10 protein-coding genes and 1 riboswitch are annotated in these 13,134 nt (G+C 40.7%); of the genes, 5 read left to right on the forward strand and 5 right to left on the reverse strand.

What is annotated here, in order from left to right; genetic code table 11:
- The first annotated feature begins 94 nt into the window (after positions 1-94).
- Positions 95-2,374, forward strand: a complete 2,280-nt coding sequence (locus P1X15_RS24990) for a TonB-dependent receptor (protein ID WP_277340864.1) — start codon at positions 95-97, stop codon at positions 2,372-2,374.
- A gap of 36 nt (positions 2,375-2,410) precedes the next feature.
- Positions 2,411-3,820, forward strand: a complete 1,410-nt coding sequence (locus tag P1X15_RS24995) for an HmuY family protein (RefSeq protein ID WP_277340865.1) — start codon at positions 2,411-2,413, stop codon at positions 3,818-3,820.
- 595 nt (positions 3,821-4,415) lie between these two features.
- Here P1X15_RS24995 and P1X15_RS25000 read toward each other — a convergent pair.
- From P1X15_RS25000 to P1X15_RS25015, 4 genes are all read right to left on the reverse strand, one after another.
- Entirely contained in the window at positions 4,416-5,132 is a 717-nt protein-coding gene (locus P1X15_RS25000; protein WP_277340866.1) for a hemerythrin, read from the reverse strand.
- Between the two features lie 73 nt (positions 5,133-5,205).
- Entirely contained in the window at positions 5,206-5,427 is a 222-nt protein-coding gene (locus tag P1X15_RS25005) for a hypothetical protein (protein WP_277340867.1), read from the reverse strand.
- Between the two features lie 4 nt (positions 5,428-5,431).
- On the reverse strand, positions 5,432-5,767 hold the full coding sequence (locus P1X15_RS25010) for a hypothetical protein (protein WP_277340868.1): 336 nt from the start codon (positions 5,765-5,767) through the stop codon (positions 5,432-5,434).
- Between the two features lie 173 nt (positions 5,768-5,940).
- The gene (locus P1X15_RS25015; protein ID WP_277340869.1) at positions 5,941-6,390 is read right to left on the reverse strand and encodes a DUF3299 domain-containing protein; all 450 of its coding nucleotides are present in this window, start codon (positions 6,388-6,390) and stop codon (positions 5,941-5,943) included.
- A gap of 104 nt (positions 6,391-6,494) precedes the next feature.
- On the opposite strand from P1X15_RS25015, the gene P1X15_RS25020 reads away from it, so the two are divergent.
- The 3 genes from P1X15_RS25020 (at position 6,495) to P1X15_RS25030 (ending at position 11,135) form a co-directional block, all read left to right on the forward strand.
- A complete protein-coding gene (locus P1X15_RS25020) occupies positions 6,495-7,706 on the forward strand; it encodes a GTP-binding protein (protein WP_277340870.1) in 1,212 nt (403 codons plus the stop codon).
- A 106-nt stretch (positions 7,707-7,812) separates the two neighbouring features.
- Positions 7,813-8,022: riboswitch (cobalamin riboswitch) on the forward strand.
- 64 nt (positions 8,023-8,086) lie between these two features.
- On the forward strand, positions 8,087-10,048 hold the full coding sequence (locus tag P1X15_RS25025) for a TonB-dependent siderophore receptor (protein WP_277340871.1): 1,962 nt from the start codon (positions 8,087-8,089) through the stop codon (positions 10,046-10,048).
- On the forward strand, positions 10,038-11,135 hold the full coding sequence (locus P1X15_RS25030; protein ID WP_277340872.1) for a DUF5074 domain-containing protein: 1,098 nt from the start codon (positions 10,038-10,040) through the stop codon (positions 11,133-11,135). Before P1X15_RS25025 ends, P1X15_RS25030 begins: the two co-directional genes overlap by 11 nt.
- Before the next feature lie 336 nt (positions 11,136-11,471).
- Here P1X15_RS25030 and P1X15_RS25035 read toward each other — a convergent pair whose 3' ends face one another.
- Positions 11,472-13,118, reverse strand: a complete 1,647-nt coding sequence (locus tag P1X15_RS25035) for a hypothetical protein (protein WP_277340873.1) — start codon at positions 13,116-13,118, stop codon at positions 11,472-11,474.
- Positions 13,119-13,134: the final 16 nt, after the last annotated feature.

Consider the following 13,134-nt stretch of genomic DNA (forward strand, 5'->3'; position numbering starts at 1 on the left):
ATTTTGTCTAAATTAATTCTTGCATTTTCACTTTATACACTTTACTTTTGTCAATTATTTAGAAATAGTCTAAATACATTATAATAGTAATGATATGGTAAAGTATCTACATTTATTTGTAATCATCATAACCTTTGGAATATACACTACTTCCATAGCTCAGCTTCCATTGAGCGAAATCAAAGGAGTGGTAATGTTGGAAGAAAATTCGCCTGCAGCTGCTGCAATTGTACGGCTCAAATCTACTACGCGAGTAGCCGTAGCCAATGAAAAAGGTGAATATTCATTTCCAAATGTTCCGATAGGCACTTATCAACTTGAGTTCTCAATGATTGGCTATCGCTCTGTCTCACAGCCAATTGAAGTAAAATACAAAATCCACACCATTCCTACCCTTACCCTAAAAACCCAACAAAACCAACTCAATGAAGTAGTAGTGACGGGTCAATACGAACCTCAATCTATCAGAAAGTCGGTCTATCAAGTACGAGTTATCAATAGCGAGAGAATTCAGCAAAGAGGTGCTACCAATATCTTGGGAGTACTCAACAATGAGCTAGGTTTTCGGTTTTCGAATGATATGGTACTTGGCACTACAGACGTACAATTGATGGGGATGAGCGGTCGTAATGTCAAAATTTTGCTTGATGGTATACCTCTTACAGACCGAGGCGACACCCGAGAAAGCCTCAGCCAAATTGATATTAATAATATAGAACGCATTGAGATTGTAGAAGGTCCGATGTCGGTTTCGTATGGTTCAGATGCTTTAGCCGGAGTAATCAATGTGATTACTAAAAAATCAGAAACCCAACGTATTTGGGTCAATGCCCGTGCGCAAGAAGAAACCGTCAATCAATCTTATCGTCTGTTGCGCAAAGAAGGACTTCACAATCATAGTATTGCGGCAGGCTGGCAAAAAAAGGGATGGGGAATTTCGGCAGGGGTAACCAACAATGATTTTGGTGGATGGCAAGGCAATTCTACCGAGCGCTCCAAAGATTGGCTTCCCAAAGACCAATTGCTCGGCAATATCAAAATAGGCTACACGGGCAAAAAATGGAATATTTGGTATCGATTAGATGCTCTTAACGAAACCATCCTCAACGAAGGCAATATCAACACCAATACACAACAAGCTCGTGATCAGAAGTTTATAACCCAACGCTACATGCATCAACTCCAAGGAGATTGGCGCATCAATGAGCATTTGCAAATCAATTCTCAACTTTCCTATACCGATTATCAGCGGCGTACCCAGACCTCAATTATTGATTTTCAAACTGGGAAGCGTACCCTTTCTTTGGGACAGGGCGAGCAAGACATATCGACCTTCGATACCAAAACCCTAAGACTAACGGCTCAGTATAAGCTAAGCTCGGTGGTATCTCTTCAACCAGGCATTGACGCTACTCTGGATGCAACAGCAGGGCCTCGTATCTTGGGTACACCTACTATCAACGACTTTGCTTTTTTTATTTCATCTTCTATCACTCCCACTTCTAAAATAAGCATTCGACCTGGCCTACGATTCATTAAAAATTCAGTGTATGATGCTCCCCCCGCGATTCCGTCGCTCAATACCAAATTTACACTGAGTGATCACATCGACCTTCGCTTTGCTTATGCACGAGGTTTTCGCTCTCCGGCATTGCGTGAATTATATTTTAATTTTTTTGATGCAAGTCACTCCATTAAAGGCAATCCTAACCTGAAAGCCGAATACTCCAACAGCTTCAATGGCTCGGTAGCGTGGCAATCAAAAACCAAAGGCAATGGTCAATTCAAGAGCACATTAGGAGTTTTTTACAATGAATTTAGAAACTTAATCAATTACGGTGTTGACCCCAACGAGCCTACAGTCTCTATGACAATCAATATCGATAAGTTTAAGACCACAGGCCTTACTTTAGAAAACACATTGGTGCGTCCACATCTACAAGCTACATTGGGCTTCAGCTATATCGGGCGCTACAATTCACTGGTTGAGAACGATGCTAACCTTGCTACTTTTTTGTGGTCGCCTGAAGTGAATTCAAACATCACTTACGATATTCCCAAAATCAACACCAAGGTCAATCTCTTTTATAAATATACAGGCAAACGACCCAGTTATACTTCTACCCTTTCTTCATCAGGAACTCCCAACGTCAAACTGGCCGAAGTCGCTGATTTTCATTGGGCAGACTTTACCCTTAGCAAGCCTATCACTAAATACCTGACCATCAACGGAGGCGTCAAAAACATACTCAATGTAACTCGACTTACCAACACGGCCACCGATTCGGGAAGCGCTCACAGAGGAGGCAGCTTTGTACCGATGAGTTATGGACGGTCTTATTTTTTAGGTCTTAATGCTCGATGGAGCCACTAATCTTAACATTCCACTCTTTATTTAAAATTAATTTTTATGAACAAATTTCATTCTTTTGTTTTCACCCTTGTATTCCTCGGAGTTGTCAGTTCGTGCAAAGAAGACGAACCACCTCTCCCCGACAATCTAGTTGTATTTGAAAGCGCCGAACAAGGTTTAGATGCAAATACCAAAACCCTTACGGTAAAACTCAAACTAACGCGTGCTACGGATGTTGCCATTCCTGTTTCAGTACAAATTACCCCTACAGGTCTTACTTATGGTACTGAGTTTACCACTGCTCCAGCTGCTTCCAACAATACAATTTCGCTCACCATTCCAGCACAAAGCAGCGAAGCATCGTTTCAATTAAGCAAAACCGACAATGTATTTTTGAGCGGAACCGAATCTATTACTTTCAAAATTGCGTCGGCAACAAGCCCCATTTTGATTGGAGACGTATCACAACTTACGGTCAAATTCTCCTCCATTGTATCATCTGGTAGCAATGGAAACTTCACTTTGAATGGCCTCATAGGATCAGAAAGTGGTGCCAGTGCTGGCAATGCTGTCTATGTTGATTTTAGCAACAACCAAGCATATCCAGTAGCTCGCTCAAGTTGGGATTTAGGATTTTTCTCAGGAAGCGACTTCCGAGTTATCCTCAACAATACCACTAGTGCAGGGGCAAAAGTATTGACCAAAACTAGCCTTGCTGACGTAGTAGCAGCCGATACCCTGGGACTCACCTTGGCGGTAAATCAAGCAGCCCCTTCTCCTAGCGACTTCGCGTATTTTGACGATATAGCCGGAGACCTTTCGAAGACGGCTATTCCGGCAGTGTCGGCCACCGAAGCCGACAACAAAGTCATTATCATCAACAGAGGTACTGGCGGGGGTATTGCGGCTCGGGCTTGGAAAAAAATCAGAGTCCTCAGAAATGCTTCGGGAGGCTATACTTTACAATATGCCAACATCAACGAAACTACTTTCAAAACCATTGATATTGCCAAAGATGACACTTACAATTTTAAGTATGTTTCTTTTGATAAAGGAGCTGTAGAGGTAGAACCAAAGAAAAAAACATGGGATATCCAATGGACTTACTCGGTGTTTACGTTTGCCTTTGGCGGAAGTGATGTCCCTTACAATTTCTCTGATTTAGTATCAATCAATTACCTCGGTGGTGTAGAAGTAGCCGAAGTACTCACAAGCACCGTTTCGTATGACAATTATGCCGAGGCTAATATCGCTAGTAGTACCTTCTCCAAAAATCGTTGGGCTATAGGAAGCAACTGGCGTACGGCTACAAGTGGAGCCACAGTAGGCGTCAAAACAGACCGCTTTTATGTCATCAAAGACCCCAATGGAAATTATTATAAACTTAAGTTTATTAGTTTCCACCCAAGCGAAGGAGGTACGAGAGGACGCCCAATCATCGACTACAAACTCATAAAAAAAGCATAACTTAGACCCTTGACCATTATAACCTGTGGAGCGTATTCTTCACAGGTTTTTTTATTGTTTTTCAATAAAATTTCAGTCTTTGACCAAAAAATATACCAATTAGAATATCTAACGCCGTTAGAAAAACATTGATAAGACTTATTATTTATATAAAACAGTATAGATATTAACTTGATTTACTGGCAAATAGGTGGACATGAAAATATTTTAGCATTCACATTTTTGTCTTGATAAGTAAAATGTAGCTTACTCACTTTGATTTCAACAAAAATCGCCTATCCATAAATAGAGAAAGTGCAACAATAGTCTCATGTATACCCAAACAATGATATTGTTTTGATTGAGTAGTCAAAAACTACGTGCACTTCTACTTTTCAACTGAATCTAAACTGATTTTAGATTTTCGCCTGAGTTATTGTTTACGTTTTAAGACCCATAGAGATATTCACAAAAAAGGCATTTGTTTTTAGTAATTGCATACCATTGGTTTCTAAAACCAAGCACCAATTCAATTTATTTACATGCCAAATAAATACCCTCAATCTTCCCTTAAAATTTACTTATTAAGAAGCACGAAGCTCTCAATTGTGTAAGTTTAGCCAAGCAGTTTTTTCTCAATTTCTAAAGCCATAGGAACCAGTACATGGTCTTCGATAATGGCATGTTTGCGCAATTCCATCTCAAACAATTCCACCTGATTCAGAAAGATTTTGTAAGGCAACGGCATCGACTGATTTCCTGAATATTTTCTAATCAATTCGCTTACCTCTTGCAGCTCATCTTCAATTGGTGAATGAACTTCCATAAACTTAGAGAGATTAAAGGCTGCATTTATAGAAGCTACGTTTGTGTCTTCTTGTGGTTTTTGGGAAATTTGAATAAGTGTCGAGATGTAAGGAAAAAGCTCTTTTTCTTCCATTCGAATATGCTCAATCAGTTTGGTCTTATAATCATTAAAGAAATACGCTAAACTCGCCAACAATTGGTGACTTTGTCCATATTTACTAAAGATATGCACCAATGATTGCTCTATCTCGGGCAGTTTTTTTGTGAGATAATATCGGTGCGTAGCTTGCAAATAATTTAGGATTTCTGTGATCGAAAATTTTTGCATTTTTTCAAATGGAAAATCTTCATCATTATTGTACAAATCCAAGATAAGCTCAATCAGCTCTGGATTCATATCAATACTAGGATTTACTTCTTGCCGGCCTTTTTCGGAATATACCCCAGTTGTAGAACCGCCTTCAAAACGTTCTAAAACCAATTGGTATACCTTTGCAGAGTCAATAAATTCATTAAGAGCAGCCATGTTTTTAAGATTGGGTTTTCAGCAAACATATCTATTATTGCCTCTTAAAAATATGACCTATATCATGCCTTCATTAAGGTTGTTTGAGTTCTTCACACCATATCCCCTCTCGCTTAAGCACTTCCACTACTTCCTCGGGTTTTAGTTCATGAGATTTAATAGTCAACAAATGATGCTTGGTCATCAAATCTACGCTAAACTGACAATACCGGCCCCGTAAACACTCCAATCCACAAGCAGCTTTCTGAAGCCGAAATGGACAGTCGATGTTGGTACGAAAGCACAATGACTTCATAGGCTTAATTTTTAGGCAAGGAAGAAATCATTTTTTCAAGCTGCAATTTGGCATGGGCAAAATCCAACAATTCACCCAATTGCTGCAAGTCGTTCAGAGATACGGTCATACAGGTGGCTTCGGACATCTGCCAAAATGGAATCGTTCGGACTTTGGGGTCTGTTACAATCAACGAATGATATTCATGACAACTATGGACATCACTCAATAACTTGTAAAACTCATCCACTGTACGACTTACCGTCAAAATGCCAAATCCTATCGTAATACGCTTACAATGAACGCATTGAATAACATACCCTATCTTAGAGTCTAAGTGAAGTGTTCGATATTCGCACATAATTTTAAGTTTTTGAGATTAAAGTGGTATGTAATGAATTTAGTAAGGTTAGCCGAAGTGTTTATTTTTATTTAGAACAATTATAAATTAAACACAAACATAAGCCTTATTTAGATTCATTCAAAACAATTTATTCATTTTTTAACAAAAATCGTTTTTCATTCTAAGCCTTTTTAATCACTCAAAATGGCTTCGTCTAAGTTGAAATTAAGTTCATAAAGATTGTTGGCATTGAGGCGTAAACGACCACAAAATGTTATTTTCTCATCTGTTTTGAAGCGGCGATGTTTTCCCTTAAAATTGAGCATTATGATGGTTTCGGGACCTGCCAATCCACAAAAAAAACACTGCGCCATCGGCCATTTAGAAAGCACATAGTAGTTGCCTTCGGTATCGACAGGAATCACGTATCCATGAATACTTACTTGTTTGCCATTGAGCTGCATCACATTTTTACCAAAAGTGGGATACAAATAATAATCCCCTACTTCGAGGCTAAACTTCTTTTTGTACTTGACATCCTTTAAAGCCTCCCAAGTAATCACAGAATGGGTCTCGCATCTCTGACCAATCCCCTTCAACACTGGACTCAGTCCAAGCATTGCCCATAGTAGTATTTTCATTTTTTTAAAGGTTTTTATTTTTGCAACAATGTTGCAAAAGAGATAAATCAAATCCATATTTGCAACATTATTGCAAAAACATTCAACACTCCAATAGCAGAACAATGAACCCTAAAAAACTGCCCGTAACGGTATTAAGTGGCTTTTTGGGAGCGGGTAAAACCACCCTTCTCAACCATATTTTGCACAATAAAGAAGGCTTAAAAGTAGCCGTGATTGTCAACGACATGAGTGAGGTCAACATTGATGCACAACTCGTAGAACGCGAAAATACCCTCTCTCGCACCGAAGAAAAACTCGTCGAAATGTCCAACGGCTGTATCTGTTGCACCTTGCGCGAAGATTTGATGATAGAAGTAGAAAAACTAGCAAAAGAAAAACGGTTTGACTATCTGCTTATCGAATCTACGGGCATCTCTGAGCCTATTCCTGTAGCGCAGACATTTACCTTCAAAGACGAAGAAAACGGAATCGACCTCTCTCGTTTTGCCCAAATCGACTGCATGGTGACGGTTGTAGATGCCTATAATTTTGCACAAGATTTTGGTTCTGTAGATACCCTACAAACTAGAGAACTCAACGAAGACCCCAAAGATCATCGTACGATTGTCAATTTATTGACTGACCAAATTGAGTTTGCCGATATTATTATTCTCAACAAAACTGATTTGGTAACGAAGACTGCCTTAGGAGAACTTAAAGCAATCATTCATTCGCTCAATCCGATTGCCCAAATCATCGAGTCAAGTTTTGGACAAGTAGCGCCTTCCCGAATACTCAATACTGGTCTTTTTGATTATGACAAAGCCGAACAATCGGCGGGGTGGATTCAAGAACTTGAAAATCAAAAGAATGGAATTGCTCACACGCCTGAAACTGAAGAGTACGGGATTAGTTCATTTGTATTTCGCGACCGACGTCCGTTTCATCCTGAGCGTTTTTGGAATTATTTGTCGAACGATTGGCACGCGGGTATCATCCGCTCGAAAGGGCTTTTCTGGATTGCATCACGCCCCGACGAAGCCCTCAATTGGAGTCAAGCGGGAGGCTCTCTCCGCGCCGAAAGTGCTGGCGTATGGTGGGCGAGCATGCCTTTTGCCCAAAGGATTCGTTATATGGCTTACATCGACAATCGGTCTTTGATTGAATCTCGTTGGGATAAGCGTTTCGGTGACCGTCAAAACGAATTGGTAATTATTGGCCAAGATCTTAATAAAGAAGTGATTGTCTCCGAACTTAACGCTTGCATATGCACCGAAGAAGAAATCAAAAGAATGGAGGCTAATCAGAATTTTTTTGATCCTTTTCCATGTTAGTTTTCTAACCACCAAGACTCAGAGCACTCCTATTAGCTGTGTGTCACTCCGTTTCTGGGTGGTTTTATTTTTTTAAAAGCGTTTGACAAGCGAAAACTTTTCGTTTACCTTTGCCGTAGTTTTTGGTGCCTGATGCTCGTCTCAGCACGAGCCGAATGGCTTAAAAGGGAATCCCGTGAAAATCGGGAACTGTTCCCGCAACTGTAAGTTTCTAATGGTTGTTGCGCACCTCTTAGTCACTGTTCTAATCAAAAGAATGGGAAGACATGCGACAATGAAACAAGTCAGGAGACCTGCCAAATGTCATTCTTAATGAAGTTTTACGGGTAATGAAGCCTCATTGAGCGTTCGATTTTTTATTCACATTCAATCACAACACCTTGATAAACAAACTTCTACGGTTTGTCGATTTCAAGACTTTAGTTATACTTTTAGGAGTAATAGTGCACAGCTATGCTCAAAAAGAACAAAGTCTCTGTGAAGTCACCGTGCGGGGAGTTCGTCCTGAGCGCTTTATGGTAGGGCAAAAAGTGCAAGACATCGACTCCACTCAACTGACGCGTTTTCGTTATAGCACTTTAGCAGATTTCCTTCAATTTCAAAGTCCCGTAGCCTTCAAAAGTTACGGGCCAGGGCAAGCCACAAGTATTGCTTTTCGAGGAACTTCGGCCAATCATACGGCAGTACTTTGGAATGGCATCAACATCAATGCACCTTCTTTAGGCCAAAGTGATTTTTCGACCATTCCACTTGCGGGTTTTGACCAGATGAGCATTCAATACGGTGCTGCCGCAAGTTGTGTAGGCACCGATGCCGTAGGGGGAAGTATTCAGCTGCGCTCGGTTCCCGAATTTCGAAACACTGGACTTCAACTCCTCACCGCAATCAGGGCTGAAACTTCTGAAAATTATAGTGCACAAATAGGGTTTCGTTTTAACCGTAGCTTGAGCGATTATTGGAAATTTTCGGGCAAAACCATGCTCTATGGAAGTGTTTTCAACAACCACTTTAGTGCCGAACCTCGTCGTAATCGACAAGGAGACACGTACAGTTTTGAACCCACCCAAACTACCCAAAAAGGAATTGTCCAAGATTTGTATTGGCAACATTACAAGGGGAATTTATTAACTCTAAATATCTGGCTAACCGACAATAACCTCACCATTCAACCCCAACAACCACCTCTGCAAGAAGTAACACGTACGCAAGCTTATCGGGTGTTGGGGTCTTATCAACTTGGTAAAACCCTGATTAGAACGGGTTTTATTCGTGACCTGATTGACTATAGTAAAGGTGAAAATGCAGTACCAAGTCATACCCAAATCGACAGATTCATCTTGCGTACTGAGCATGATTTTTCGTGGATTCGGGATTGCGAAAAAGGAACCAATCTAAAAGTAGGTGCCGAAGTAGTACATTACAATGCCCTCGTAGATGGCTATGGAAATGAAGTGATTCGTGAAAATAGAGCCGACTTTTATGCACTGTTACGACATCAGTTTTCGGCAAAATTCAGTACATCACTCAATCTTCGCCAAGCGTTGGTCACTCGTTTTAGCCCTCCTTTTACTCCTTCGGCAGGGGTAGAATATACCGCAATGACTTTCAAAAATGCCAAAATAATATTAAACGGCAATGCTTCATTGAGCTACCGCGTGCCTACCCTCAATGAGCGTTATTGGGTCAATTTAGGTAATCCCGACTTAAGGCCAGAAAAAGGCTTTAACAAGGAAGTAGGCATTAGTTGGAAACAAAGATTAACCTCCAACAATCAAATGCAATTGACAATCAATGGTTTTCATAACTTAATAGATGATTGGACGTATTGGAATCCCGACCGTAATTATCGCGTCGAAAACCTCCAGCAAGTATTGTCGAAAGGAATTGAAATCAGTTGGAATCTCAAAGCACAATGGGCCAAAACTCAGTTTGATGCGCTGCTCAATTATGGGCTGACCCATTCTTCACAACAAAAAACCTACGGGCCTTACACCCAAGATTTTATTGGGAAGCAGCTTATCTACGTACCTCGTCACGCTTTGGGAAGTACCATCAGTGCCACCCGTGGTAAAGCTTCGCTCACGATTCAGCAGCAATTCAACTCCAAGCGCTACGTCACATTCGACCATTCGGGGCGACCTTTTGCGCCTTACTATCTGCTCAATGCCATCTTAAACTATCAAATACACAAACGGAACTTCCGCACCGATATAGCCATTCAAGGCAGTAATCTCACCAATACTGTTTATCCTAATCTTAAGAAAAATGCCATGCCATTGCGGACGGTATCACTCAATGTTGTTCTTTATTTTCAATCAAAAAAACAATCCAATGAATCGTAATTCTTTGCTTTTTGCTAGCGTATTTGTAATCGGGTTTTCGGCCTGTAGTACTTCTGAGCCAGAACCTGCCCAACCCTACGACAACGGGGTGTTGGTCATCAACGCTGGTAATTTTCTAGACAACAACGGCTCTATTTCACTCTTACAACGCAACTCAACGACGGGTTCTTACGATATTTTCCAAAAAGAAAACAGCCGTTCGTTGGCAGGTGGTTTGAGCGGATACGCCGAAGTCAATGACAAAGGGGTGATTTTGGTCGATAATTCCACCGCCGGAAAAGACCTCATCGAAATTGTCAATGCCCGTACTTTCAAGAGCGTAGCTACTATTCCTTCTACCGACATCGAAAACCCTCGGGCAGTAGTCAAAGCAAGTGATACCAAAGCGTACGTCACTTGCTGGGATGCTACTGGCGACTATTCAAATTTCTACAAAAACCCTGGCTACGTAGCGGTTATTGACGCAACTACCAATAAATTATCAAAAAAAATCCCCGTGCAAAACGGTGCTGAAACCATCATAGTGGTAGGCAACGAAGCTTTTGTGGGGAATACCGGTAGCGGCAAAACGCAAGTTTCGGTCATTGATATAACTACCGATGCCGTAAAACAGCAAGTAGAAGTGGGTCGGAATCCGCATATTATTGGTCTTGATGCCAACAATAAACTTTGGCTCTATGCCGGAAGCGAATTGGTGAAATTTAATCCACAAACCAAAACCGCCGAAACTCGCCTTAAAATCACATCCTCTAATGCCGCAAAATCGCCAAGCTCATTTATATTGAGTGCTGATAAAAAAACGATTTATTATACCTATTCTTTCTACGATCCGGCCGATGACTACAAGCAAAAAGGCGAAACTTACAGCTTCTCCATTGACGCCACAGTAATCGCCGCCGACAAGCCTTTCATCAATCGTCTTTTTTCGGGAGGTTTGGGAGTTGATCCACAAACAGGCATTATTTATGCAGGACTCGTTCCTTCGTTCAAACAAGCAGGTTATGTAATTCGCTATCAATCAAATGGCACGCTCGTTGACTCGGTAAAAGCCGAAATTGCTCCTAGTCAATTTTTCTTTAAAAATTAACATTCACCTATCTACGGCCGTTTCTATGCCCCGCGCTTTTAGACGCGGGGTTATTTTTTATACTAGACTTTCCAAGTTACAATAGCGAGTTTATACAAACTTGGAAAGATTTGACCGATTAGACTTTCCAAGTTTTGACAATGGACTTATACAAACTTGGAAAGATTTGACCGATTAGACTTTCCAAGTTTTGACAATGGACTTATACAAACTTGGAAAGATTTGACCGATTAGACTTTCCAAGTTTTGACAATGGATTTATACAAACTTGGAAAGATTTGACCGATTAGACTTTCCAAGTTTTGACAATGGATTTATACAAACTTGGAAAGTCTTCTAAAAACGGGTTGGTATTTTGGGCTCTATCCACAACATACTGAGGCACAGCACTATCAACATTCCCCATACCCAATCAGGCCACTGAGCCATTAAATTTTGATGGGTGGTGTTATGAGAAGCTAAATTACTTACTTTATGAGCTTCCAGAAGTTCTGTTATTTGCTTTACCTTGCCAAGGCCCTCTTTTTCAGTTTCTACATATATTTCTAATGAATCTTGGAAAGATTGCCAGGCCGTGCTTCTAAAAATATACGACAGGGTAGCTGTTTGAGGATTTACATTAGACGGATTGAGCTGGGCAGTATCATTAGCTAGAGATATACTCGGTTGATTCCATTGATTAAGAACAAAACTCGTTTTGGTATCTTTCCAAATAGGTGCTTCCACTGCCAAATTTCCTTTCAAAGCAGGAGCTAATTGTTGAAAAACACCCGCCCAAATCTTTTCATAGGTTAGGGTATCCCCACTGAGTTTGAGTGGAAAAGTTTCGTTCAATAAACTAACGCCTACCCGCCCTACGGATTTTTGGACGGCAATAGGAAATCCTTCCACTTTTTTCTGATTCATACGTTTGACCAGTTCAAAAGGGAGAGCAGTCATTCCTTTTTCAAGTGGCAAAAGCTCGGCATTGGATATTTTTCGGACAGACCATTGGGTACCTAATGCTTGATTGATACCCTTCAATTCGGATTCGGGTTGGGTCAAGTTATAAAACAACACACTTCTGCCTTCACTTACATTTTTTTTCACCAAGGAATGTGACGCATTGCTTGGGTCGGTGATCACAATATCAGGCACAAAGGTCTTTTGGTTGGTCGCATTGTTGATAGCAATGGTGCTTTGGGTATTTTTAGCAACGGTCGCCAACACCTCTACCCTACTTCCATTTTTGCCAAGCCATTCGGCCAGCGTTTTGCTCTCAAAATCAGGATTTTGCAAAACAAAATAAACACTTAAAGGACTAGGCTTACGAGTATAGAAAGCGACATTTTTGAGGAATTGGTTGTTCAGAAGCAACTGAGTATACGTACGTCCTACGGCAAAAGCAGGGAATCGTAAACGAAATTTTTGAAACCCTTTTTCCAAAGCAACACTGTCTAACACTTGCTGCCCATAAGTGATTTTAAGCACTGCCGCCTCCGACAATTCCAATGCACCCGTGATTTCTTGAAATTCATTTTTACGGAGTATTCCTTTCCATTTTATTGTTTGTAAGCTATCTTTTGCAAAAAAAGGAAGCCATTTCCACTTGTTTTGGGTAAGTTGACTTACCAATTCTCCGTCAAAACTTTGGCCTAAAAGATAAACATCTCCTAGGTGTTTGGAAAAAATGGGGTCTTGCGCTAGACGTTTGGCAAAGTCTTTTTGGGCAAAAATTTCAGTAATCTGCAAACTATCTTTGTTTTTTTGAATCACCGCTTGGGGTAATTTTTCTCCCAATACCAACACCCGATTTGTATTACTACTTACGGTCCACTGCGGATTTTTGACCCACCCCACCAATACCACCCAAAGCAGTACATTCAAACCCATTCGTATCCAAAAACGAGATTTTAGTACATTTTTTTGGCGCCATATCAGCCCTACTTGCACCGCAAGCAAAACCGCTAAAGCTCCATATATCAACCAATCCAGTAGCATCATACAAATAAATCCAACA

This window comes from Runella sp. MFBS21, assembly GCF_029433105.1.
In the GTDB taxonomy this organism is placed as follows: Bacteria; Bacteroidota; Bacteroidia; order Cytophagales; family Spirosomataceae; genus Runella.

Bases quoted from the DNA above. Each gene is read 5' to 3' on its own strand.
- P1X15_RS25030 (WP_277340872.1), top strand. From the start codon at position 10,038: ATGAATCGTAATTCTTTGCTTTTTGCTAGCGTATTTGTAATCGGGTTT.
- P1X15_RS24990 (WP_277340864.1), top strand. From the start codon at position 95: ATGGTAAAGTATCTACATTTATTTGTAATCATCATAACCTTTGGAATA.
- P1X15_RS25005 (WP_277340867.1), bottom strand. From the start codon at position 5,427: ATGAAGTCATTGTGCTTTCGTACCAACATCGACTGTCCATTTCGGCTT.
- P1X15_RS25000 (WP_277340866.1), bottom strand. From the start codon at position 5,132: ATGGCTGCTCTTAATGAATTTATTGACTCTGCAAAGGTATACCAATTG.
- P1X15_RS25035 (WP_277340873.1), bottom strand. From the start codon at position 13,118: ATGATGCTACTGGATTGGTTGATATATGGAGCTTTAGCGGTTTTGCTT.
- P1X15_RS24995 (WP_277340865.1), top strand. From the start codon at position 2,411: ATGAACAAATTTCATTCTTTTGTTTTCACCCTTGTATTCCTCGGAGTT.
- P1X15_RS25015 (WP_277340869.1), bottom strand. From the start codon at position 6,390: ATGAAAATACTACTATGGGCAATGCTTGGACTGAGTCCAGTGTTGAAG.
- P1X15_RS25020 (WP_277340870.1), top strand. From the start codon at position 6,495: ATGAACCCTAAAAAACTGCCCGTAACGGTATTAAGTGGCTTTTTGGGA.
- P1X15_RS25010 (WP_277340868.1), bottom strand. From the start codon at position 5,767: ATGTGCGAATATCGAACACTTCACTTAGACTCTAAGATAGGGTATGTT.